Origin of the sequence: Pseudooctadecabacter jejudonensis (genome assembly GCF_900172275.1) — a bacterium.
GTDB classification, from domain to species: Bacteria; Pseudomonadota; Alphaproteobacteria; order Rhodobacterales; family Rhodobacteraceae; genus Octadecabacter; species Octadecabacter jejudonensis.
Map to the genome: position 1 here is coordinate 678,701 of NZ_FWFT01000001.1, position 23,135 is coordinate 701,835.

20 protein-coding genes are annotated in these 23,135 nt (G+C 59.5%); 10 read left to right on the plus strand and 10 right to left on the minus strand.

Annotated features, from left to right (window positions below):
- Nucleotides 1-10: 10 nt before the first annotated feature.
- From PSJ8397_RS03230 to PSJ8397_RS03245, 4 genes are all read right to left on the minus strand, one after another.
- Entirely contained in the window at nt 11-1,327 is a 1,317-nt protein-coding gene (locus PSJ8397_RS03230) for a TolC family protein (protein WP_159453082.1), read from the minus strand.
- 167 nt (nt 1,328-1,494) lie between these two features.
- A complete protein-coding gene (locus tag PSJ8397_RS03235; RefSeq protein ID WP_085863105.1) occupies nt 1,495-4,641 on the minus strand; it encodes an Ig-like domain-containing protein in 3,147 nt (1,048 codons plus the stop codon).
- Nucleotides 4,642-4,781: 140 nt separating this feature from the next.
- Entirely contained in the window at nt 4,782-5,606 is an 825-nt protein-coding gene (locus PSJ8397_RS03240; protein ID WP_085863106.1) for a YihY/virulence factor BrkB family protein, read from the minus strand.
- 15 nt (nt 5,607-5,621) lie between these two features.
- The gene (locus PSJ8397_RS03245) at nt 5,622-6,125 is read right to left on the minus strand and encodes a hypothetical protein (RefSeq protein WP_235000554.1); all 504 of its coding nucleotides are present in this window, start codon (nt 6,123-6,125) and stop codon (nt 5,622-5,624) included.
- A gap of 155 nt (nt 6,126-6,280) precedes the next feature.
- On the opposite strand from PSJ8397_RS03245, the gene moaA reads away from it, so the two are divergent.
- Nucleotides 6,281-7,285, plus strand: a complete 1,005-nt coding sequence (moaA, locus tag PSJ8397_RS03250; protein ID WP_085863473.1) for a GTP 3',8-cyclase MoaA — start codon at nt 6,281-6,283, stop codon at nt 7,283-7,285.
- A gap of 53 nt (nt 7,286-7,338) precedes the next feature.
- Here the strand turns inward: moaA and PSJ8397_RS03255 are convergent, their stop codons facing one another.
- The 3 genes from PSJ8397_RS03255 to argE form a co-directional block, all read right to left on the minus strand.
- Nucleotides 7,339-8,022, minus strand: coding sequence for a YrbL family protein (locus tag PSJ8397_RS03255; RefSeq protein ID WP_085863107.1), 684 nt, complete (start codon nt 8,020-8,022; stop codon nt 7,339-7,341).
- A gap of 2 nt (nt 8,023-8,024) precedes the next feature.
- Nucleotides 8,025-9,188, minus strand: a complete 1,164-nt coding sequence (locus PSJ8397_RS03260) for a M20 aminoacylase family protein (protein WP_085863108.1) — start codon at nt 9,186-9,188, stop codon at nt 8,025-8,027.
- A gap of 156 nt (nt 9,189-9,344) precedes the next feature.
- Nucleotides 9,345-10,511, minus strand: coding sequence for an acetylornithine deacetylase (gene argE, locus PSJ8397_RS03265; RefSeq protein WP_085863109.1), 1,167 nt, complete (start codon nt 10,509-10,511; stop codon nt 9,345-9,347).
- Between the two features lie 219 nt (nt 10,512-10,730).
- Here argE and PSJ8397_RS03270 point away from each other — a divergent pair, with 219 nt between their 5' ends.
- The 8 genes from PSJ8397_RS03270 to PSJ8397_RS03305 all read left to right on the plus strand — a co-directional run bounded on the left by PSJ8397_RS03270 (nt 10,731) and on the right by PSJ8397_RS03305 (nt 18,834).
- Complete coding sequence (locus PSJ8397_RS03270; RefSeq protein ID WP_085863110.1) at nt 10,731-11,735, plus strand: ABC transporter ATP-binding protein; 1,005 nt, start codon at nt 10,731-10,733, stop codon at nt 11,733-11,735.
- Nucleotides 11,728-12,765 (plus strand): ABC transporter ATP-binding protein, encoded by a 1,038-nt coding sequence (locus PSJ8397_RS03275; protein ID WP_085863111.1) that lies wholly within the window; start codon nt 11,728-11,730, stop codon nt 12,763-12,765. Before PSJ8397_RS03270 ends, PSJ8397_RS03275 begins: the two co-directional genes overlap by 8 nt.
- 50 nt (nt 12,766-12,815) lie before the next feature.
- Nucleotides 12,816-14,537: a peptide ABC transporter substrate-binding protein gene (locus PSJ8397_RS03280; protein ID WP_085863112.1), complete on the plus strand. Its 1,722-nt coding sequence runs from the start codon at nt 12,816-12,818 to the stop codon at nt 14,535-14,537.
- Nucleotides 14,538-14,615: 78 nt separating this feature from the next.
- On the plus strand, nt 14,616-15,017 hold the full coding sequence (locus PSJ8397_RS03285) for a hypothetical protein (RefSeq protein ID WP_085863113.1): 402 nt from the start codon (nt 14,616-14,618) through the stop codon (nt 15,015-15,017).
- Nucleotides 15,017-15,388, plus strand: a complete 372-nt coding sequence (locus tag PSJ8397_RS03290) for a hypothetical protein (protein WP_085863114.1) — start codon at nt 15,017-15,019, stop codon at nt 15,386-15,388. Before PSJ8397_RS03285 ends, PSJ8397_RS03290 begins: the two co-directional genes overlap by 1 nt.
- Nucleotides 15,389-15,443: 55 nt before the next feature.
- Nucleotides 15,444-16,466, plus strand: coding sequence for an ABC transporter permease (locus PSJ8397_RS03295; RefSeq protein ID WP_085863115.1), 1,023 nt, complete (start codon nt 15,444-15,446; stop codon nt 16,464-16,466).
- Complete coding sequence (locus PSJ8397_RS03300; RefSeq protein WP_085863116.1) at nt 16,459-17,421, plus strand: ABC transporter permease; 963 nt, start codon at nt 16,459-16,461, stop codon at nt 17,419-17,421. The genes PSJ8397_RS03295 and PSJ8397_RS03300 overlap by 8 nt, the downstream gene beginning before the upstream one ends.
- Nucleotides 17,422-17,457: 36 nt before the next feature.
- On the plus strand, nt 17,458-18,834 hold the full coding sequence (locus tag PSJ8397_RS03305; RefSeq protein WP_235000555.1) for an MATE family efflux transporter: 1,377 nt from the start codon (nt 17,458-17,460) through the stop codon (nt 18,832-18,834).
- Here PSJ8397_RS03305 and PSJ8397_RS03310 read toward each other — a convergent pair.
- On the minus strand, nt 18,831-20,111 hold the full coding sequence (locus PSJ8397_RS03310) for a DUF3422 family protein (protein ID WP_085863117.1): 1,281 nt from the start codon (nt 20,109-20,111) through the stop codon (nt 18,831-18,833). The two genes, PSJ8397_RS03305 and PSJ8397_RS03310, sit on opposite strands and share 4 nt — an antisense overlap.
- 320 nt (nt 20,112-20,431) lie before the next feature.
- Here PSJ8397_RS03310 and PSJ8397_RS03315 point away from each other — a divergent pair, with 320 nt between their 5' ends.
- Nucleotides 20,432-20,971, plus strand: coding sequence for a pseudouridine synthase (locus PSJ8397_RS03315; protein WP_085863118.1), 540 nt, complete (start codon nt 20,432-20,434; stop codon nt 20,969-20,971).
- 1 nt (nt 20,972) lies between these two features.
- On the opposite strand, the gene PSJ8397_RS03320 is transcribed toward PSJ8397_RS03315, so the two are convergent.
- The gene (locus tag PSJ8397_RS03320; protein WP_235000556.1) at nt 20,973-21,491 is read right to left on the minus strand and encodes an aggregation factor core protein MAFp3, isoform C; all 519 of its coding nucleotides are present in this window, start codon (nt 21,489-21,491) and stop codon (nt 20,973-20,975) included.
- Between the two features lie 117 nt (nt 21,492-21,608).
- Nucleotides 21,609-23,126, minus strand: coding sequence for an NAD(P)(+) transhydrogenase (Re/Si-specific) subunit beta (locus tag PSJ8397_RS03325; RefSeq protein ID WP_085863119.1), 1,518 nt, complete (start codon nt 23,124-23,126; stop codon nt 21,609-21,611).
- Between the last annotated feature and the right edge of the window lie 9 nt (nt 23,127-23,135).

A 23,135-nucleotide genomic window follows, 5' to 3' on the forward strand; every position in this document is an offset into this window, starting at 1 on the left:
ACAGGTCCGGTCAAATGTCTTCTCCGTCCACAAGGGTGCCGTAAAGGCGGGCCAACTTCAGCTCCATCCGTGCCAGATCATAGCGGATGCCGACGGCGTCGCGTTCGGCGTCCAGTTTGGTGCGGAACACGCCCACGACCTCGGGCACGGTGCGTTGACCGCCGCGCAGCTGCTGTTCGAACAAGGTGTAATTGTCGTTTGCCTGCGCAATGATCGTGTCGATGTTGGACTGCTGGCGCCGCAGCGATGCAATCTGCCCTTCAAGGGCTGCAACCTCACGGGCGCTGTCTTCGCGTTGTTCGGCCACAGCCAATTCGGCCGCCTGCCCCAGTGCCTCAATCGCCGCTATATCGGCACCCCGGCCAAAGCCAAACCCATTGGGGATCGCGATGCCAAGGCCAAAGCTGTCGGAATTCGTCACATCGCCAGAGGCGGTGACATTGGGGGTGTATCCGGCCTGCAGCGCGCGGGCTTCGGCCACGCCGCGTGTGCCTTGCGCCTCTACCTTCATCACGTCGAGGGGTTGGCCCACACCGGCAGGATTGGACAGGGTGGCGATACCCCGCACGCCGTCCAGCGAGGTGGATGACATCGCGGCCAACTCAGCCCGGGCGGCGGCGGCCTCTTCGCGGTCCTCCAGCACGTCAGAGCGCATCTGCGTTAGCCGTTGCTGCACCAACTGCAGATCAGCGCGGTCGTTGATGCCAGCGCGCACCCGTTCGGACATGACGTATTCAAACCGTTCCATCCGCGCCATGCCGCCTTCGTGCACGGCGGCGCGGGCCTCGGCGGCTTGGGCCGTCAAATACAGATCAAGCGCCTGATAAACGCGGTCATTCGTATCTTGGGCCAGCGCCACGGCGGCGACCTCAACATCGGCGCGGGCAAATTCGCGTTCGGCGCGGTTTGCGCCACCGTCGAACAAGGTTTGTTCCACAATCAGGCCGCCCACCACAGCGCCCAAGGAATTCAGGGAGACCGAAGGGCCGAGGGACGGCAGCCAGTTCATCTCACGCGCTTCAGAGCGCAGCATCGCGGCGCGCAATTCCGCCTCTGCCGCGCGGGAGTTGGCGGCCAAAACGGACGAAGCCACCTGAGCGTAGGGCCCAGATGGCAAGACAGATCTGCGATTAAGAAGGGCGTCGATCAACTCTGAGCGTTCGCCGTTCGACAGCTCCCCGTTCAAGGCGGGCGGCGTTGCCGCGGCGCTGTCGGTGCTGGCCGCCGTTGGATCATGCGCGATGCGCGCGTCCCCGCCAAAGACGTTGCCCGCCCGTGTCACGATGTCTTCGCCCATGCATCCGCCCAAAAGGGTGCAGCACATCATGGCTGTTATGGATGTCCGGAATTGTCCTGCCTGTCCCACTCTGTACCCCATATGCGCTTATTTTGGCGCTTATACTTTGCGTGGTGGGGGCCGGTTTGTCCGGCCCTCCGCCGTTCTGTATCGCCCGGAGGGTGCGCTGTTGCGCAGCCCCACCGGTGCAGGGTGCCTTAGTGCAAGACGGTGATGTCTTCCTCGATGTAGATCTGGGCATCGTCGCCCATCGTGTAGACGTCGTATGTCTTGCCGTTGATCGTTTCGCTGGTGCCGCTGTTTTGGGCCCCTGCGATGTTGACGGTGTCGTCACGACCCCCATGAATGATGAGGTTGTTGTCGTTGTCAGACAGCCCTTCAAGCGCGCTGAGGTCCAGCGTCAGATCCGCATCGGTGGCGTAGCTGAGGTCGATCGCGCCGATCTCGAACCCGTCCAGCCCGTCAAGGGAAACGACATCCGTACGGCTTTCTTCCATCACCACATAGGTCGCGCTAGCGTTGCCGGCGTCGTCGGTCTCATTGACGACAAGGTGGGTGCCGTTGGGCAGCTCTGGCGTGAACTGGTAGAGGGACGAACCGCCCAGATCCAGCCCCGTGCCTTCGCCGTGCTGAAGGTTGGCGACACCATCATCAGAGATGGAATGCACTTCGATGTCCTCATCCCCGCCGGTCACTTCGATGCGGCGAATGCCGTCATCGGTGATGGTGACACTTTCGATGCCGGGGGCATCAGGCGCCACTGTGTCGACGCGGAAGGTGTCGGTGATGCTGTCGGTGTTGCCATGGGCATCCGTCGCATTGATCGTGATGTTGGCGTCATATTCACCGCCCGGGATCTCGGCGCCTGTGTAGGTGACGGACCAATTGCCGCCCGCGTCCACTGTCGCCTCACGGGTGATCGTGCCTGCGGATGTCTGGAAGGACACCATTACAGTCGATCCGGCTTCGACCGTGCCTGTCAAGGTCACACCATCGGCGGCCTCTGCCCCGTTGACCACGTTGTTGCCCTCAACCGGATCGGAGGAGGTCAGACGGTTCACGTAGGTGTCAATCTCAACCGTGTCCGAGATGACCGAGACGTTGCCCGCAGCATCCGTTGCGGTGGCTGTCATCGTCGCGAAGGTCTCTGTTGAGGCGAAGGAGGCAGCGTTGAAATCCGCGCTCCAGGTGCCGTCAGCGCCAACGGTCGCGGTGACGGTTTCGCCGCCAAATTCCACGACCACGGTGCTGCCTGCTTCGACCTGACCTGTCAGCGTCACCCCGTCCGAGGCCTCAGCGGCATTGATCACGTCATCGCCCTCGACCGCATCCGCGGAGAAGTTGAACGGAACGACTTCGGTGTCGATCTGAACGGTGTCACTGACTTCTTTGTAGTTGCCAGCCGCATCGGTGATGGAGGCTGTGATGTCAGCCTCGTAGGTGCCTTCCGGGATCACGCCAGCAGGGAAGTTCACCGACCATGTGCCATCTGTGCCGGACTGCACGTTCAACGTCGCATCCCCCAGACCAACAGTCACGATCAGCCCAGGCGTCGCGGTGCCGCTGATGATCACGCCATCGGAATGTTCAACCGCATTGACCACATCGTCAATTTCGATGGGCTGGGTGGACAGCGCCAGATCACCGGCAACCGTATCGACAGTCACCGCCTCACTGATCGAGGACGTGTTGCCAGCGGCATCTGTGGCCGTCACGGTGATTGAGGTGTCGTATTCACCGCCAGGCAGCGTGCCGCCCGGATAGGTGACCGACCAGTTGCCAGCCGCGTCCACCGTGGCCGCCATGACGACGCCGTGCAGATTGACCGAAACAGAAGAACCTGCCTCAACCGTGCCGGACATGGTGATTGCTTCACCGCTTTCGTCGAAGTTGACTACACCATCAGACCCGCCGGCGGTGTTTGTTGTCATCTCAAGCTCATTGACGAAGGTGTCGACGGTCACACTGCCTGTCGCCGTGGCCGTATTGCCTGCAGCATCGGTGGCCACCACGGAGACAGGCACATCCTGCTCACCACTTGGCACGTCGCTTGCGCTGTAGCTTGCGGACCATGTGCCACCAGCGGTTGCCGTAACGGTTTGAACAACGCCGCCGAATGTCACCTCAACAGAGGCGCCCGCCTGCGCTGTACCGGTCAGGGTCACGCCGCCGGATTGTTCAACCCCGTTGACCACGTTGTCGGACCCGCCAACAGCCGTCGTATCAAGGGACACACTGGTGACCGTATCAACCACGATCGTCGCACTTGAGGAGGACGCGTTGCCAGCGGCGTCCGTGGTCGTGATGGTGACGGTTTCGCTGTATTCGCCGCCCGCCAAAACAGATGTGCTGACATCAAGGGACCACGTACCCCCATCCACAGTTGCTGCATACTCCACGCCGCCAATGGTGACGACAACGGCATCGCCGCCCGTCACCGTGCCGGTCAGCGTGACACCGCCATCGTATTCAGCCGCGTTGATGACGCCATCGGCACCACCCGTTGCATCCATTTCCGCGCCAATGACCGTATCCACGACCAATGTGCCCGTTGTGGTGCTGGTGCCCCCTTCGGTGGTGATTTCAACGACAACTTCTGTCGTGTACTCACCGGTATCTACATCTTCAGGGGCAAAGGTCACGGTCCATTCGCCGTCTTCGTTGACGGTGGTTGTCTCCGTGACATCGCCGACCGTGACCGTCACATCACCGCCCGGCGTGCCGGTGCCCGTGATGTCAACGCCGTCGGCGTGATCTTCTTCGTTCACTACGTCGTCGCCGGTTTCCGCCGTGCCGCCCGTAATATCAACGGAAGGGGCGTCATCACCGCCACCACCGCCACCAATAACAGCCGCACCCACACCGGCCGCCGCAGCGCCGCCCCAGCCAAACAACGGAGCAATACCGCCAAGCGCGCCAGCAAGCATGCCTACTTCATCGTCCGCCGCCGTAACATCCGCACGCAACACGTCGGAACTGCGCATGAAATACAGGTCGTCGTTCTCGGCGTATTTTCCGACACCGTCGTCGATGATGTAATTGGCGTAGTAATCAACACCCGCCCCTTGGGTCAGGTTTACTTCGGTCAAAAACCCGTCGGAGGAGATATAAAGCTCATTGTCGCCAGCGAAATACCCCTCGATGGTGATCACCTGACCATCGATCAACGTGATCTGCAGCGCGGACCCTTGCCGTGTGTAGGATACAATTTGACCCTGCGACAGGTTGAGGGAGATTTCAGCCCCCGACCCCACAACAAGTGATGACGCACCAGCGTCACCGGCCACAGACCCTCTGGAAATGTTGCCCGCACCATCACGGACAACGAAATTAATCGCTGACATGCTACTCACTCCGCCTCATGTTCACGGCTTCTTTGAGCCGCATTTTTAATTACGACTACCATATGTAGGTTGATTTTCAATTTCTAGGGGGAAAATCGCGCAACACGAATCACTGTGGCGAAATTACATTTCAGTATGTTTCACAGTGGCTTACGCCGATCCAGCGTCACGTTGAGGGCCGCCCCCACCATGATCAGGAAAGAACTGAGGTAAAACCAGAAGAGGAGAGCGACCACAGCCCCCAACGATCCATAGACCTCATTATAGTTGCCAAAATTGGACACATAGATCGAAAACAGAACAGACATTCCGATCCACAAGACAACGACAACAAAGGCACCAGGCGTCAGCCAGCTCAGCCGGTGACGTCGGCGGTTCGGGCCATATCGGTAAATGATGCCCAGCCCCGCCAACAAGACGAGAACAACAAGTCCCCAACGCGAAGCCTCAAGCAGAAGTTCGATATCGGTGTTAAACGGCACCAAAGCAATGACCACGGGCGCGATCACAACCATGATCAACGCAACAATCGCAACCCCGACCAAGGACGCCGACATCAGCAATGCAACAAGAACACCCCGTGCCAAACCGCGGTTGGGGGTTTCAAAAATCGCGTTAAGGCCCTGTATCAATGCGGCAACCCCTGCCCGTACGGACCACAGCGCAACCCCCACCGAGATGATCGTGGTCACGCCCAAGGTTTCCGGCCGGGCATTCAGAATGCTGTCGAGTTGCCCCTCAAACAGGGTGAAAACCTCCGGTGGCATCAAACCTTTGACCAGTTGTAACTGTTCATTGACGATGGCGGGGTCAGCCATCAAACCAAACACCGCAATTGTCGCCGCAAGCCCCGGAAAAATGGCAAAGAGCCCATAAAACGCGACCCCGGCCGAGATAAGGCCCGCGTTCTTTTCCCCAAGATCATCGACGACTTGCCGGATGACGTCGTAAGCCTCGCGCATCATCAGACTGAATATTTCTTAATTGGCATAAACGGTGACCTCAGGCAGGCCTGTCAATGGCGCCTCAATCAGGCGCATCGCCGCCAATGAAATTTGGCTGCCCGATCCAGCAGCCCCGCCCGACGGGCGCAATTCAACCGCCACAGAGTTGCCGTTGTATTCAATGCGCCCTTGCGTCACTGCCGTGACCAGTGGCGTTTTGAACCAGATGCCGGGATCGGTCGGGCTGCCCAATGTGGCAATGGTTGTGCCCAATGCACGTTCCCCCGACGACACCGGAGCCGCCACAGCCTCTGCCCGATCTTCAGCAGAGGTGGTATCGAAATCCTCAACCGTGCGGGCGTTGGGCGGGGGCGGAGGTGGAAAATCGGGCCGCGTCTGGTTCAGATCCAACGTCGGACGAATGGGCGGAGCAAACGCAGGCCCCCTTGATGGCGAAAGATCAGGCGCGGCTGGCGCTGTAACGGCCACAGGACCCGATGGCGCGCCCTGTCCGCCCAAGCCAGGCATTGACCCTGGCATTGATCCGGGCGCGCAAGCCGCCAGAAACCCAGCCGCGCAACATGCTATGTGTCGTCTCATGGTGCGAAACTAGGGCTGTCACAATGAGGTGTCGAGGGGGAATTCACGGCGCGAATGCGCTTGCGCGGCGCCCCGCGCGCGCCTACGTTCTGGCCATGACACACCCATTGACCGACCCCTTTGCACGCGCCATCACCTACCTTCGGGTTTCGGTGACGGATCGTTGTGATTTCCGTTGTGTCTATTGCATGTCCGAAAACATGACTTTCCTGCCCAAAAAGGATCTTCTGACGCTCGAAGAACTCGACAGATTGTGCTCGAACTTCATCCGCTTAGGCGTTGAAAAGCTTCGCATAACCGGGGGTGAACCATTGGTCCGACGCGGCATTATGACGTTTTTTGACGCCATGTCGCGCCATTTGGACAATGGCACCCTGAAAGAGCTGACGTTAACAACGAACGGATCACAGCTCGAAAAATATGCGGATGATCTGTATGCCGCCGGCGTCCGGCGCATCAATGTGTCCCTCGATACGCTGGACGACGACAAGTTTACTCAAATCACCCGTTGGGGCCGCCTGCCCCAAGTCCTGCGCGGCATTGACGCCGCCCAACGCGCGGGCCTTCGGGTCAAGATCAACACGGTCGCCTTGGCGGAGTTCAACGACGTCGAGTTGTTCACCCTGCAGTCCTGGTGCGCAGAACGCGATATGGATCTGACCTTCATCGAGGTGATGCCCATGGGCGATATCGGCAATGAGGACCGGATCACGCAATATTGGTCCCTCAAAGACCTGCGGCGCCAGTTGGAAGACCGCTTTACGGTCACCGATTTGGCCGAACGGACAGGCGGCCCCGCCCGCTATGTCCGCCTTGAAGAAACGGGTCAAAAAATCGGCCTGATCACCCCGTTAAGCCATAATTTCTGCGAAAGCTGCAACCGCGTTCGGATCACTTGCACAGGCGAAATCTATACTTGCCTTGGACAGGAAGGTCATTCCGATCTGCGCGCGCCCCTGCGATCAAGTGAGGCTGATACAGCCTTGGAGGCCGCAATCCGCGCGGCCATTGGTCTAAAGCCGAAAGGCCATGACTTTGATTACTCCCGCCAAACCGTGGACGGGCAAGTCAGCCGCCACATGAGCCACACGGGTGGCTGATTTCAAAATAAGTTCAAAGGATTAAAAGGCGGCCTTCACCTAAAGGATGAAAATCAGGTCGCGGTGAAGGCCCGCGTGTTCCGGTCCCACATCAGTCCTGCCCGCCGCCCCAATCTATCCATGCGCTTATGGAGGGCCGCCCTGTTGGCCCGGCGCGACAGGCTCCGGATCGGGATCGCGTGGGTGTCGCCAAACCCGTCGACCAAAACGGCTTCATAGGGGCCCGGCACCCCGTGAAACGTCCGATGCCCGAGAACCACATTTTTTGCTGTCAGATCACTCGCTCGGACATTGAATTGCATCATCCGGCGGGCAAAATCGGTCATGGCTGCGATCTGATCCGGACCAACCTGCCCCGCGTCGATCAATTCGCGCCACGTACCTGCCGCGCCGCCATCGGGACCGGCCACCTTCTGTGTGGCACACCCCAATCCGATATCGGTCAAGACAAAGCCGTACATATGGGTGATCGGCAAGCGGCTGGCGCCCGACAGGTCCTGTAGTGACACGTGCAGATACTCACGATACTCCTGACGCAACAGGAACCTGCGGTAGCCGGAAAACGATCGCGCAAAAACCGCGCGGATCCGTCCGCCCTGAACCTGCGCCGCATCAGGCACAAGAACTTTGATCAACCGGTCCGGATCGTGCGGGTCTTGATACACAGCCCTCTCGAACCCCCGTGCAATGGGCACCGCGTCCGAGAGAACAATGAGATCCGGGCGCTCGCCCTGCATCGTCACCCCATCGGCATCCGCTGTTCAACAATCTCGGCCCACCAGCTGCAGCCCGCTGGAATGGCCTCATCGTTGAAATTGTATTCAGGGTGATGCACCATCGCGGTGTCTCCGTTGCCCACCAAAATATAGGCGCCAGGGCGTTCCTCTAGCATAAAGGCGAAATCCTCTCCGCCCATAACCAAGGGCGCGTCCGCGCACTCCCCCGCAACCGAGGCCGCAACACGTGCCGCAAAATCTGTCTGCTCGTCCGAGTTGATCATCACCGGATAGCCGCGCACATAATTTACGCGCGCAACAGCGCCCAGTGCCGTCGCGGTGCCTTCGGCAATTTCTGTCAGGCGCTTTTCGGCCAAGTCGCGCACCTCGGGTGACAATGTGCGGACGGTGCCGCGCAGATGAACCCTCTGTGGGATCACGTTGTGCGCCTTGGAGGAGGTTTCAAACGACGTCACAGACACGACCACCTGTTCGACCGGATCAACATTGCGGCTGGCAATGGTCTGCAGCGCAATCACCACATGAGACGCGACAACCGTGCTGTCCACGGTCTCTTGCGGTTTGGCCGCGTGGCCACCAAGACCTTCGATCTCAATATCAAACTGATCGGCTGCCGCGAAAAACGCGCCCGGACGGATCGCGAAAGAGCCCACCGGTTTGCCGGGCCAGTTGTGCATCCCGTAGACCTCCTGAATGCCGAATTGGTCCATCATGCCATCGTCGCACATTTCCTTGCCGCCGCCGCCGCCTTCTTCTGCAGGTTGGAAAATAACGACCACCGTGCCGTCAAAATTTCGCGTCTCGGACAGATACTTGGCCGCCCCCAACAACATCGCCGTGTGACCGTCGTGGCCGCAGGCGTGCATGGCCCCATCGGTTTTGGACGCATAATCCAACCCCGTTTGTTCATGGATGGGCAAAGCATCCATATCCGCGCGCAAGCCAATAACCTTGCCGGACCCAGACGATTTACCTTTGATCACACCAACAACACCCGTCCGTCCGATCCCTGTCACCACCTCATCACAGCCAAACGCCGCCAGTTTCTCGGCCACCATCGCGCTGGTGCGGTGGGTTTCGAACAAAATCTCGGGGTTTTCATGCAGATCACGGCGCCATTCGGTGATCTCCGGCAGAAGTTCGGCAAATCGGTTCTTCACAGGCATTGCAAGTCTCCTTTTTAAACTACACTCAAGGTGGCGCGTCCGTGGATCAGGTACAACCCCCCGCGACCGCGCGCACCGGCTACGCTTCTTTGGGTCAAAAATACCTAATTCCGAAGCTGCGCAATTCAGCACCCCGCATCAGGTTGACTGCAAATCTCAGACGGCCAGACGATCCAGCAGACGTTCCATGAACACCTGCCCCGCCTTGAACTGCTCAACGGAGATGAACTCGTTGGGCTGATGGGCTTGTGCAATATCACCAGGGCCACAGATCACCGAAGAATAGCCCCGTTCTTGAAATTGCCCCGCTTCGGTGCCGTAGCTGACGACATTCACAGCGTTGTCGCCGGTCAGTTGGCGCACCAGTCGTTCAGCCGAACCGTCCGCCTCGGGCTTGAGGCCGGGGACAAAGAAAGCAGGCGACAGATCTATGCCGGTCTCGGGGCGGATCGACTGCATCTCAGCTTCGACCTGCCGAACTTTTTCGTGAAACCGCTCCGTCCAGTCTTCAATCGTCTCGCCAGGGACGATGCGGAATGTCAGCATGAAATCACAATCTTTGGCGGTGATGTTGTGGGCCGTGCCGCCCGACACCATCCCGACATGCAACGTCGTATAGGGCGGCACGAAACCGGCATCCATGTCCGCTGGCGCTTTGGCTGCGTTTTCGGCATTTACCTGATTGCACCATTCAATCAGCTTGGCCCCGAACATGATGGCGCTGACGCCTTCATGGATCAATGAGGAATGCACCTCAAACCCGCGCATGTGCACCCCAAAGCCCAAACCTCCTTTGTGGCCCGTCACGACCTTCATCATCGACGGCTCCCCGATGATCGCAGCCGACGCGCGCGGCAGGCCCGAGGCCACCATGGCGTCAATCATCGGGGGCGCCCCCACGCAGCCGACCTCTTCATCATAGCTCAATGCCAGTTGCAAAGGCCGCGCGACGCCGCGCTTGTGGGCCTGGACCGTGGCCCAGATGGCCAGCGCGTCAAACCCCTTCATGTCGCAGGTCCCGCGCCCATAAAGTCGCCCGTCTTTTTCAACAACCGTAAACGGATCCGTATCCCAGGCCTGCCCGTCAACGGGCACCACATCCGTATGGCCTGACAAAACGACACCGCCCGCGACGTCAGCCCCCGCATGGGCATACAACGCGGCCTTTTGGCCCGTGGCATCAGGCACGCGCGCGGACGAAATTCCATGGCTCGCCAAATAGTCTTCGACCCAGTCAATCAGCGGCAGGTTGCTGTCGCGACTGACCGTGGGAAAGCTGATCAGTTTCTCCATCAGTGCACGTGGGCTAAGATCGTCAGCCATCAGGGCCTCCAGTGTTCGTCCAAAGTGTGAGGGTGAAACGGGCACCCCCCCGCGTCAATAGCCCAAAGGGCGGGCAGTGAAAAATTTACCAGACAGTAAAATGCCATCAGGGGTTGCGGGATGGCGTATTGCTGTTAACGTCGGGTTCGCAAGGATGGCAAAAGACCGGTCCTGCAACAAAAACAAGTCGTTAGACCACTTATGACAGGGGGGTCGCCTATGCCCGATGGGGCGCAGCCTGTGCTTGAGGTACAGGATCTGAAAACTGTTTTCAAAGTCCGCGGGGGCGAAGTCCACGCGGTCAATAACGTCAGCTTTGACCTCAAAGCCGGTGAATTGCTGGGCGTCGTGGGGGAAAGTGGCTCCGGCAAATCGGTGACGATGATGTCCCTTTTGGGCCTGCTGCCCTCACCGCCTGCCGATGTGCGCGGGGGGACTGTGACGTTTGAGGGGCAGGACCTGCTGCAGATCAAACCAGATAAGCTGCGCGCGGTGCGGGGCGGACAGATCGGGTTCGTGTTTCAGGACCCAATGACCTCACTTAACCCGGTTTACAACGTCGGCATGCAAATCATGGAGCCTTTGCGCAAACACATGGGGTTGGGCAAACGCGATGCGGTGCGACGCGCCACAGAGCTGTTGGAGCTGGTGGGCATCCCCGATGCGGAACGCCGTCTGAAAGACTACCCGCATCAATTTTCCGGCGGCATGCGCCAACGTGTGATGATCGCCATAGCCTTGGCCTGTGACCCAAAGGTCCTGATTGCAGATGAACCAACCACGGCGTTGGACGTCACCATTCAGGCCCAGATTCTTGAACTGATGAAAGATCTGCAAGAGCGTCTGGGCATGGCCGTGATCTGGATCACCCATGATCTGGGTGTGGTCGCAGGGATCGCGGACCGTGTGCTGGTGATGTACGGGGGGCAGATCGTCGAACAGGCCCCGACGCGGGAATTGTTCAAGAACCCACAACACCCCTACACCCGCGCGCTTTTAAAAACGGTGCCGTCGGTGCGCGGCGCGCGCGAAGACAGGCTTGCCATCATCGAAGGCCAGCCGCCAATCCTTGGCGCCCAGCCCTCCGCCTGCCCCTTCCGTGACCGGTGCGATGTGGCGTTTGACCGGTGTGCCGCCGAAAACCCGCCCCGTTTTGACGTGGGCGCGGGCCATGATGCCGCCTGTTTCTATGATGCAAACACAGGGGCACCGCGCAATGTTTGATGCACCCAAGACAGACACAAAACTGGTCGAAGTCCGTGACCTCAAGATGCACTTTCCGATCTACACCGGCGTTTTTCGTCGCCATACGGGCGATGTGAAGGCTGTCGATGGGGTCAGCTTTGACATCTATGAAGGCGAAACACTGGGCCTTGTGGGCGAAAGTGGATGCGGCAAATCCACTTGCGGCCGTGCGGTCCTGCGTCTGTATGACATCACCGACGGGTCCGTCAAAATTGACGGGACCGAGATTGGCCGCACGCCCCAGGGCGCTTTGCGCGGCAAACGTCCGACAATGCAGATGGTTTTTCAGGATCCGCAGGCGTCACTGAACCCGCGTATGACGGTGCAGGCGATCATTCAGGAACCGCTGGACGAACACACCTCGCTGTCCAAGGAGGAAAAACGAGAAAAGGTGCTGGCCCTGATGGATCAGGTCGGGCTGAACCGTAAATTCGCGGGCCGCTATCCCCATGCGTTCTCTGGCGGGCAGCGTCAGCGGATCGGGATCGCCCGCGCGCTGGCCTTGAACCCCAAGTTTATTGTCTGTGACGAACCGATCGCAGCCCTTGATGTGTCCATTCAGGCGCAGGTCGTGAACCTGCTTGAGGATTTGCAGCAGGAATTCGGGCTGACCTATCTCTTTATCTCTCACGACCTCAGCATGGTGCGCCATATCGCGACCCGTGTGGCGGTGATGTATCTGGGCAAGATCGTTGAGCTTGCCCCACGTGAGGCGCTTTATGCCGCCCCGCTGCACCCCTACACCAAGGCGCTGTTGTCGGCAGTGCCCGAACCGGACCCTGACCTGCATGACACGATGGAGCGCACGATCCTGACCGGTGACGTGCCCTCCCCGTCCAATCCGCCCAAAGGGTGCAATTTCTGCACCCGGTGTCCGGCGGTCATGGACATCTGCAAACGACAAGAACCCGAATATCGAGAAGTGCTGCCAGGCCAATTTGTGGCCTGTCATCATTACAACGATATCACCGATGCGGACGCCATTCGTGCCGCATCCGAGGCCCAGTAACATCTGGATACCTGAGCAATAACAACACGATACCAACTAGGAGAGTGACAATGAAACTAAGAACAGCCCTTTTGGGAGCAACCGCCGCAGTGGCCTTTGCCCCCATGGCAATGGCCGACGGCCACGAAGGTGAGCGTGGCCGCGACGGCCAGGTCAACATCATCTACTGGCAGGCGCCATCCACGTTGAACCCTTATCTGTCAGGCGGCACCAAAGAGGTGGAATCCGCGTCGCTGGTGTTGGAATCCCTGGGCCGGTTTGACAACAACGGGGAGCTGATCCCATGGCTCGCCGCTGACATCCCCACCGTTGAGAACGGCGGCGTGGCCGAGGACCTGACCTCGATCACTTGGACCTTGAAAGAGGGCGTGATGTGGTCCGATGGCACGCCATTGACCGCCAATGATGCAGTGTTCACCTGGCAGTATTGCACCGCGGAAGGCGGCGGCTGTGCACAGGCGTCTTATTTTGACGGTGTTGAGAACGTCGAAGCTGTTGATGATCTGACCATCAAAATCACCTTCGATGCCCCGAAGCCGTTCCCCTACACGGCGCTTGTTGGATCTGAGAGCCCGATCATTCAGGCCGCCCAGTTCGCAGACTGCCTCGGCGCTGCGGCACCGACATGTGTGGACGCCAACTTTGGCCCCATCGGCACAGGCCCCTTCGTGGTTGACGATTTCAAAGCCAACGACGTGATCCAGTTCTCCGCCAACGAGAACTTCCGCGAAGCTGGCAAGCCTGCCTTTGCGACGGTTCTGTTCAAAGGCGGCGGCGATGCAGCGGCTGCGGCACGTTCCGTGCTGGAAACAGCCGAATTTGACTATGCCTGGAACCTTCAGATTGACCCAACGGTCCTGGCTGACATGGAATCCGCGGGCAACGGTATGGTTGTGACGGCCTTCGGTACATCTGTGGAACGTCTGCACCTCAATCAGACGAACCCCTCCGCTGATCTGGGCGATCTGCGTGCCACTGCCGAAGGCGGGCCACACCCCTTCCTGACGAACCCGGTGATCGGTCAAGCCATGTCCATGGCCATCGACCGCAGCCTGCTGGTTGAAATCGGCTATGGTGCGGGTGGTCAGCCCACCTGTAACGTCCTGCCAGCGCCTGCCATCTATGCCTCAACAGCAAATGACGCCTGCCTGACACAGGACATCGCTGGTGCGAACGCCCTGCTGGACGAAAACGGCATCGTCGATAGTGACGGCGACGGCATTCGTGAATACGAAGGCACGCCGCTGACAGTTCTGTACCAGACCTCCACCAACGCGGTCCGTCAGGACACGCAAGCGCTGGTGAAGCAGTGGTGGTCCGAAATCGGCATCAACGCTGAGCTGCGAAACATCGACGCGTCTGTCTTCTTTGGTGGTGATCCGGCCTCGCCCGATACCTTCCAGAAGTTCTTTGCCGACGTTGAAATGTACACCAACAACTTCGCTGGTGTGGACCCGGAAGCCTACATGGCAAACTGGGCCTGTAAGGAATGGCCATCGCCTGAATCGCAGTGGCAAGGGTCCAACATGCAGCGTTTCTGCGATCCGGCTTATGACGCCCTGATCGACGAGCTGGCGACAACCGCCGGCATCGAGGCCCGCGCCGAGATCGTCAAGCAGATGAACGACATGCTGATGCAGTCCTACACGATTATCCCGCTGATCCACCGTGGTGGCGTGTCTGCACATGCCAACTCCTTGGGTGGCGTTCAGATTTCTGACTGGGATTCTGAGCTGTGGAACATCAAAGACTGGTACCGCATCGGCGAATAAGCCGCGTGTGCCAACGGGGTGGGCCATACGGCCCGCCCCTCCCCCGCCTTTCCTCATGATCCACGGATTTTGGTCGTTATGCTGTTCAGAACTTGTCTGTTTGTGACTGCCCTTGCCCCCGCGCTGCCCATTGTGCTGGCCGCCGGGCCTGCAGCGGCCTTTGGCAATCTGGACTGTATTACCACCCAAAGCTGCGGCGCAGGCGGCTGCCTGCCTGTGACCACACCTTTTGCGGTCACCTTTGATTGGGCGGCTGATGCTGTGACCGTCGATGTAGACGGTCGGACACAGTCGTTGCCGTGGAGTGCCACCGGCGAAAGCGACGATGGATTGGCCTCTATTCTGGACTACGGCGATATCGACGAAGGTGCCGCGTTGCGGATTGCGGCCTCCGGTCTTGATATCACGGCACTCTATTCGTTCCGCGAAGTGGGCGTTGTGACGTGGGATGCCACCTGCAATCTGCGGACGGCCACGTGATGCGGTCGGCCTTGACCCTGCCTTTGATTGGCGCTGCAGCACTCTTGCCAAATGGTGCGGCGGCCCATGCAACCACCTATTTTTGCGACACCCGCCGCGATGTTTGTGCGGCCGAAGGGGCGTGTGAACGGATTGCATTCGATATGTCTTTTGTTGTGGATGACCTGACCAACAGTGCCGCCATGATCAAAGACGACCAGTTCACGGTCCTGACCCCCACCGGCCCTGCGACAAACCCGCTGACGTTCGATCTGTTCGGCCAGACGTTTCGCTTTCGCGAAGGCCTGTTCGGAAATCTGAGCGTCAGCATCGACATGATGATCAATGATCAACCCGCCGTGGCGGATTTCACCTGTCAGGCAGCGCGCTGATGCCGTTGCTTGTCCCGCCCCCTTTTCTGACCAAGGCCCGCCCCAGAGGTAGACCATGCTGACCTATACCATCCGCCGGTTGCTCACCGCGATCCCCACGTTGATCTTCATCTCGTTGATCATCTTCTTGCTTTTGGACATGGCGCCGGGCGATCCGACGGCCCAGCTGCCTCTGACGATCCCGCCAGAGGTGCGCGAACAGATCCGGCAATCCTTGGGGCTGGGGGAGCCTGTCCACATCCGCTACCTGCTGTGGCTCAAGCAAATGATGTGGTCGGAGCCGATGTTCTACCTCAGCCAGGCCACCGGTTGGTTTGACCCGCCGGAAACCGCCCGCCTGATTTCGTGGCAGACGCGCGCGCCGGTGATGGACACGATCTTTGAACGTCTGCCACAGACGATCATGGTTGTGGGACTGTCCTATGTGGTGGGCGTGCTGATCGCGCTGCCCATCGGCATCATCTCTGCCTACAAACAATATTCGGTTTTTGACCAGACCGGTACGTTTGTATCTATGATCGGCTTTTCGATCCCACCGTTCTTTTCCGGTGTTTTGATGATTATCATTTTTTCGGTCTCGATGGACCGCGACAGCTTTTGGTGGTTCCCGTCGATCTACGACACCACCTTGGTTGTGGACAGTTGGGAGACGTTCAAGACCCAAGTGCGCCAGATGGTCCTGCCGGTGATGGTGCTGGCCTTGCAGACGACAGCCCAGATCAGCCGCTTCATGCGGGCCTCGATGCTCGATAACCTCAATCAGGATTACGTGCGCACGGCGCGCGCCAAGGGGATGACGGAAAGCGTTGTTGTCCTGAAACACGTGCTGCGCAATTCCATGATCCCCGTTGTGACGGTCATCGCCCTTGGCATTCCGGCCATCTTTGGCGGTGCGATCATCACTGAACAGATCTTCAAGGTGAACGGGATCGGTCAGTTCCTGATCGTGTCGATCCAGGCCTCTGACGTCCCGTCGGTACAGACGTTGACGTTTATCTTCGCGGTGCTGATCGTTTTCTTTAACCTGATCGCTGACATTCTTTACGGCATTCTTGATCCGAGGATTCGCTATGACTGATCCTGTCGAACCCGCAGCCGCAGGCGCCGCAAATCCCGCGCCGCCCGCCCTCTCTGAAGACACCCGCGCCGACGCGCCCGCCCGCAACCAGTGGTGGGACGTGTGGGACCAGTTCAAGACCCACAAGGGCGCTGTCATGGGGGCCTCGTTCTTTATCTTCGTGGTCGCCGCTGTCTACATCGGGCCGTATATCTGGACGATCGATCCCACCTACATCGACATCCGCGCCCGCAACCAAGGCCCGACGTGGGCGCATCCCTTTGGCACGGATCAGCTGGGGCGCGATATGCTGGCCCGTATGATGGCTGGCGGTCAGACCTCCATCTCGGTTGGGCTGACCGCCATGGCGCTGGCGCTGTTTCTGGGCACGCTTGTGGGCGTGCTTGCGGGCTATTTCAAACGGATCGACGGGCTGCTGATGCGCCTGACCGATCTGTTTCTAGCGCTGCCCTTGTTGCCGTTGCTTTTGGTGATGGTGATGTTGTTCCGCCAACCGCTTTCGGCGTCGTTCGGGCCCGAGACAGGGATCTTTATTCTCATCGTGGTGGCCATCGGCATCACGTCATGGATGCCCACTGCGCGGATCGTGCGCGGCGATGTACTGGCCCTGAAAGAACGTGAATTTGTGCTGGCCGCGCGGTCCATCGGCACGCGGCCCGGTCGCATGATCCTGCGGCATGTGCTGCCCAACGTGATGTCGCCCATCATGGTCTCGGCCACCTTGGGCATTGCGACGGCCATCATCACCGAAAGTGCGTTGTCATTTCTGGGCCTTGGCTTCCCACCGGATTTCCCAACATGGGGCCGCCTGCTGTTTGATGCGACCGACTTTATGCAACAGCATCCCGAACGGGTAATGTGGCCCGGTCTTGCGATCTCCCTGACAGTGCTCAGCGTGAATTACATGGGTGACGGACTGCGCGACGCGCTCGACCCGCGTATTCGCGGCCTCTAACGGCGGAACCTTTGCCCGCCCGCATCGTTGGTGGGCATGTCTGCAAGCCGTGACCTCACCCAAGGCCCCGTCTGGCGCGGCCTTGCGGCGGTGTCAGCGCCCATGTCCTTGGGTATTTTGGGTGTGCTGAGCGTCGGGCTGGCAGATGCCTATTTCCTTGGCCAATTGGGCGAGGAACCACTGGCTGCCGTGGGCTACATCTATCCCGTCACCGCCGCGATCACATCCTTGTCGATTGGCCTGTCTGCAGGTGCCAACGCCGCCATTTCTCAGGCCATCGGCCGCAAGGACGGCGAAGACGCCGAACAGCGTCTTGCCCTGCATGCCATCGCGATTGGCGTCACCTTGGCCACACTCCTTGCTGCGGTCTTCTACGTAGCCTCCTCCCCTCTGTTTCGGTTGATCGGTGCAGGCGACGCGGTGATGGAGGAAATTGAGAAATACATCCCCTTCTGGACCCTCAGCTTTCCGGTTCTGGTGCTGATGATGCTGTCCCAAGCCACCTTTCGCGCCCACGGTGATGGGGCGACGGCGGCCATCGTCATGGTGGCCTCAGCCGTGATCAACATCGCCCTGACGCCAGTGTTTATCTACGGCACCTCTGTCGCGCCTGAATTGGGCACCGGCGGGGCTGCCCTTGCGACATTGATAGCGCGTATTCTGGGGGCCGCTGCGGCGCTTTATTGGGCCCTGCACACCGGTAAACTGAAATGGTGTTCCAACATCCTGAAAGGATTTATGGGATCGGTCAAAACGATCATCAAGGTGGGCGGACCGGCTGCCCTCTCGAACGCCATTAACCCGGCGGGCATGGCCGCCGTCACCGCCGCCGTCGCCACATTGGGTGAAACCGCCGTTGCGGCCTTTGGTGCGGCAACCCGTGTGCAATCCTTGGCAATGGTCCCGATGATGGCTCTGTCAGCAGGTATCGGCCCTGTTGTCGGGCAAAACTGGGGCGCCGACAAACACGAACGCGCCGCCCGAGGCCTGCACTGGGCCTTGTGGTTCTGTCTGGTCTATGGATTGGCGATTGCGGCGCTTCTGAGCATCTTTGCAACGCCCATTGCGACCCTTCTCACCGATGGCGGCAACGCTGCCGAACAAACCGCCCTCTACCTGCGGATCGTGGGCTGGTCGTTCTTTGGCTATGGTTTTGTGGTGGTGACAAATGCTGCGATGAACGCCCGCGACAAAGCTGTGTGGTCCATGTCCTTGTCGCTGGGCCGCATCTTCGCGGTTTATCTGCCGGGGGCATGGCTGGGGGTCACAGTGTTTGACTACACCGGTGTGCTGATCGCTGCGGTGGCGGCCAATATTTTGGCCGCCCTGGCGGCCCTCTGGATGGGAAGGCGCACCGGTTTGATCACACCGCACCCCCTCCCCCAAACCACAAAAGACGCGAAGGCCGCTTAATCAATCGCCTTGCGGATTTGACGCACCATGAGCCACACAAGAAAGATCACCAAAGGCGTCAACAGCGCCTTCATGGCCAACGAGCTGAGCCCCAAACCGTCCGCAAAGGGCAACGCCATATTGGCCGCCAAATTGACGGCGTAATAGCTGATGGCGACAATCGACAGCCCCTCGACCGTCTTCTGCAGCCGCAACTGCAAATCCGCGCGCCGGTCCATGCTCTCCAACAACGCTTTGTTCTCGGCAGACCGCTCAACATCAACCCGCGTCCGCAGCAGATCCGACGCACGGATCGCGCGGTTCGACATCGCATCGAGCCTCTCCTTGGTGCTGGCCACCGTACGCATCGCCGGATCAAACCGCCGCATCATGAACTCACCAAAGGTCTGTCGGCCTTCAAACCGAACCTCCCGCAACACAGAAATCCGCTGGTTTACGATCTTTTCATAAGCCCGCGTCGCCCCGAACCGAAAGGTGTTCTGGGCTGTCATGGCCTCCAGTTCACCAGAGACCCCCAACAGGGAATTCAATGTCGTCTCCGTGTCTTGCGGCGCCCCGCTCAACGCATCTGTCAGGCCAGACAACCGTTGATCCAGATCACCCATGGCCTTGCCCAACATCCGTGACCGGGAAAACCCAAGCATCGCCATCGCCTTGTAGGTCTCGATCTCACACAACCGCTGCACGATCCGACCTGTGCGCCGTTCTCCCGTCGACGGTCGTGCAAACACCGCAAACCGCATGTGACCCGCCGGATCAATGCGGAAATCCGCGGCAATCACGGCGTCATCATCCAAAACACGGCTCACGGCCACGCTTTCGGGCACAAACCAATCGCGCACTTTATCCGTGATCCCATCATCGCCCGCCTGTTCCTCAACACGGATCAAGGCAGACGTCACCCGGGTGCCGGGCGCGGACGCCAACCAATCCTCAGGAAACATCGCAAATGTCTTGGCATCAAACGGCACTTCGGCCGGTCCCTCACCAAAAATGGTGTAGGTCACAAACTCCGTATGGCTTTCCCACTTCAACACATGCTGGCCAATCTGACCAAAATAATGCGTCGCCCCGTCTTCGGGATGCGGCGCCGCATAATGGTCCAGCAAAGCCTTCAAGTGGGCGATATCCGCCGCGCGATCCCGCCCAGCTGCATTTTCTGCAGGCTTTACCGCCAGATAGGCGGCGCGACATGGCGCATCAAGTGTGGGAAACGGCCGCGCGTGCAGCTCATTGGCAAGCGCATATCGCAACGGGTGATCTTTGATCGGGCTCATAACATTGGCCCCTTCTTGACTGGTCAGGCCTTACAGGTAGCGAAATTGGCGCTACAGTAAAGAAAAATCATCGCAATCTCAGCATGTTAGCGGGGTACAACGGTATACACAGGGCGACATATCATCGTCCAAGGTCCATAGGGCCGTGTCAAACAAAGCACCGTCCTTGTCTTCTTTGGGTCAAAAATACCTCATAAATCAACACCTCCCAAGCGCGCCACAGCGCAGGTCACATCGCGCCGCGCAGCGGCGCCCCCGCCGTCCGCAGGACCGGATCGCAGATCCTTTTCAACGCCGTCCATCCGCGTTACCAGCGCTGCATGACCACAATCCTGTTCAATAAGCCCTTCGGCGTTCTCAGCCAATTCACCGATGCCAAATCTCCAACGGAACGGCCGACTTTGTCAGGCTTCGATCTGCCCAAAGGCGTTTATGCCGCGGGCCGCTTGGATCGTGACAGCGAAGGGCTGTTGGTGCTGACGGACAACGGCAAACTGCAAGCGCGGCTGTCCAGCCCCAAGTTCAAAACCCCAAAAACCTATCTCGTTCAGGTCGAAGGCGCACCGCAGGAGGACGACATTGCGCCCCTGCGCCAGGGGCTCACGCTCAAGGACGGGCCGACCCTGCCCGCAAAGGCCCGACTGATCGACCCGCCCGATCTATGGCACCGCGATCCGCCCGTCCGGTTTCGCAAATCCGTGCCAGACACTTGGATTGAGGTGACGATCACCGAAGGTCGAAACCGGCAGGTGCGTCGAATGTGTGCCGCCGCAGGCTTTCCCTGCCTGCGTCTTGTGCGCTGGTCCGTGGGCGCTTGGACGCTTGACGGGCTTGGCCAAGGCAAATGGCGCGCGGTCTAGACTAGGCGTCGCAGGGGGGCATATCGATCAGCGCCTGCCCCTCCTGATCGAACGTGGCCTCAAACACCGTGGACTGCGTCCGCGCCAAAGCACGGCCCCCTTGAATTTCTGCGCCCGATACCGTGATTTCGCGCCCGCCGCCTGTGTCATCCAGATCAAGCGTAAAGATCACCAGAGCAAAGGCAGGCAGGTCGGTCAGCTGAACGGTCAGCATCTGGTCTCCGTCGGTGATGGGGCTGATATCAACAATTAGCTCTTCACCTGTAACGACTTCAACCGGTTGAAAAACCTCAACGCCAGCCCCGTCCGCCGTCACGTCAAAAATCAACCCAGCCGATGTGGTGACCAGATCGAACGTCAATGCAAACGGGCCCGTTCTACAGGTCGCAGCATTCGAAATCGTAATGCGGTCTTTCGGCGCCCCGTCTCGAAATGACACAGCCACTTCGGCGACGGCCGCCGTCCCTTGCGCACAGCAGATCATTGCTGCGGCCATATAGAGGGCTTTTGAACGATACATCGCGATATCCTTTTATAGGGTGCATCACGATATGGGGCCAAACGCACGTCCGGCAAAGAAAAAGGGGCCCCACCGATATTGGCAGAGCCCCCACAACATCCGGAAAGTCCGGTTGGTTTAGTCGATTTTGGTCAACAGGCTGTCCAAAGAGGCCTTGGCATCGCCATAGAACATCCGCGTATTTTCTTTGAAGAAAAGCGGATTTTCGATGCCGGAATAGCCTGTGCCCTGCCCGCGTTTGGACACGAAAACCTGCTTGGCCTTCCAGCATTCCAGCACCGGCATGCCGGCGATGGGGCTGTTGGGGTCGTCTTGGGCCGCCGGGTTCACGATGTCGTTGGACCCGATCACGATGGCAACGTCTGTCTCCGGGAAGTCGTCGTTGATCTCGTCCATTTCCATCACGATGTCATAAGGCACCTTCGCCTCCGCCAACAGCACGTTCATATGGCCCGGCAAACGGCCCGCCACGGGATGGATCGCAAAGCGCACCGTCTTGCCCTTGGCCCGCAGACGACGGGTCAGCTCAGCCACGTTTTGTTGGGCCTGCGCCACGGCCATGCCATAGCCCGGGATGATGATGATGCTGTCGGCCTCGTCGAGGGACTGGGCCACACCGTCCACGTCAATGGCGATCTGTTCGCCCTCCACGGCCATCTGTTCGCCCGCAGGGCCGCCAAAGCCACCGAGGATCACGGACACAAACGACCGGTTCATCGCCTTACACATGATGTAGGACAAGATCGCACCAGAGGAGCCCACCAGCGCACCAACCACGATCAGCAGGTCATTGCCGAGCGAGAAACCAATCGCCGCCGCGGCCCAACCGGAATAGCTGTTCAGCATCGAGACCACGACAGGCATGTCCGCGCCCCCGATCCCCATGATCAGGTGATAGCCGATGAACAGCCCCAGCAGCGTCAGCAAGATCAATGTGAACGTGCCACCGTTGCTCAGATAAACGATTGCCAGCAGCACAGACAAGGCCGCAGCGCCTGCGTTCAGAAAGTGACCGCCGGGCAGCTTTTTGGCGCCTGTGTCAATCTCGAACGGCAGCTTGGACGATCCGCCCGCCAGCTTGGCATAGGCAATGACAGAGCCCGTGAACGTCACGGCGCCGATCCAGATGCCCAGTACCAGCTCAACCCGCAGAATGCCGATTTCGACACCGGATTTCTTGGCAATCAGCTGACCAAAGGACGACAGCCCGTCATAGGCCTCTTTCGGCAGGCCCACCGCGGTGATGCCATCAGCCCCCACGGTGCCCAGCACCAGACCTGCGTTTTCATAAATGCCGCCGATGTAGTTGATCATCAAATCGGCGTTGAAGCCCACAAAGACAGCCGCCAGCCCCACAAGGCTGTGCATGATTGCGACAAGCTCTGGCATCTGGGTCATTTCGACCTTGGTGGCCAGCTGATAGCCTACAGCCGCGCCACCTGCGATCAGGATCAGTGACAGCAGCCACAGCCCCGCACCGGGGCCAACAAGCGTGGCAAACACGGCCAGCGCCATGCCCGCAATGCCGTACCACACCGCACGTTTTGCGCTTTCCTGGCCGGACAGGCCGCCAAGGCTCAGGATGAAAAGAATGCCTGCAACCACATAGGCCGCGATGGTGAATGCGTTTTCCATAAGTCCCGC

Coding starts and splice junctions, on each gene's coding strand:
- PSJ8397_RS03230 (WP_159453082.1), bottom strand. CDS start 1,327: ATGATGTGCTGCACCCTTTTGGGCGGATGCATGGGCGAAGACATCGTG.
- PSJ8397_RS03235 (WP_085863105.1), bottom strand. CDS start 4,641: ATGTCAGCGATTAATTTCGTTGTCCGTGATGGTGCGGGCAACATTTCC.
- PSJ8397_RS03240 (WP_085863106.1), bottom strand. CDS start 5,606: ATGATGCGCGAGGCTTACGACGTCATCCGGCAAGTCGTCGATGATCTT.
- PSJ8397_RS03245 (WP_235000554.1), bottom strand. CDS start 6,125: ATGCCAGGGTCAATGCCTGGCTTGGGCGGACAGGGCGCGCCATCGGGT.
- moaA (WP_085863473.1), top strand. CDS start 6,281: ATGACACACCCATTGACCGACCCCTTTGCACGCGCCATCACCTACCTT.
- PSJ8397_RS03255 (WP_085863107.1), bottom strand. CDS start 8,022: ATGCAGGGCGAGCGCCCGGATCTCATTGTTCTCTCGGACGCGGTGCCC.
- PSJ8397_RS03260 (WP_085863108.1), bottom strand. CDS start 9,188: ATGCCTGTGAAGAACCGATTTGCCGAACTTCTGCCGGAGATCACCGAA.
- argE (WP_085863109.1), bottom strand. CDS start 10,511: ATGGCTGACGATCTTAGCCCACGTGCACTGATGGAGAAACTGATCAGC.
- PSJ8397_RS03270 (WP_085863110.1), top strand. CDS start 10,731: ATGCCCGATGGGGCGCAGCCTGTGCTTGAGGTACAGGATCTGAAAACT.
- PSJ8397_RS03275 (WP_085863111.1), top strand. CDS start 11,728: ATGTTTGATGCACCCAAGACAGACACAAAACTGGTCGAAGTCCGTGAC.
- PSJ8397_RS03280 (WP_085863112.1), top strand. CDS start 12,816: ATGAAACTAAGAACAGCCCTTTTGGGAGCAACCGCCGCAGTGGCCTTT.
- PSJ8397_RS03285 (WP_085863113.1), top strand. CDS start 14,616: ATGCTGTTCAGAACTTGTCTGTTTGTGACTGCCCTTGCCCCCGCGCTG.
- PSJ8397_RS03290 (WP_085863114.1), top strand. CDS start 15,017: ATGCGGTCGGCCTTGACCCTGCCTTTGATTGGCGCTGCAGCACTCTTG.
- PSJ8397_RS03295 (WP_085863115.1), top strand. CDS start 15,444: ATGCTGACCTATACCATCCGCCGGTTGCTCACCGCGATCCCCACGTTG.
- PSJ8397_RS03300 (WP_085863116.1), top strand. CDS start 16,459: ATGACTGATCCTGTCGAACCCGCAGCCGCAGGCGCCGCAAATCCCGCG.
- PSJ8397_RS03305 (WP_235000555.1), top strand. CDS start 17,458: ATGTCTGCAAGCCGTGACCTCACCCAAGGCCCCGTCTGGCGCGGCCTT.
- PSJ8397_RS03310 (WP_085863117.1), bottom strand. CDS start 20,111: ATGAGCCCGATCAAAGATCACCCGTTGCGATATGCGCTTGCCAATGAG.
- PSJ8397_RS03315 (WP_085863118.1), top strand. CDS start 20,432: ATGACCACAATCCTGTTCAATAAGCCCTTCGGCGTTCTCAGCCAATTC.
- PSJ8397_RS03320 (WP_235000556.1), bottom strand. CDS start 21,491: ATGTATCGTTCAAAAGCCCTCTATATGGCCGCAGCAATGATCTGCTGT.
- PSJ8397_RS03325 (WP_085863119.1), bottom strand. CDS start 23,126: ATGGAAAACGCATTCACCATCGCGGCCTATGTGGTTGCAGGCATTCTT.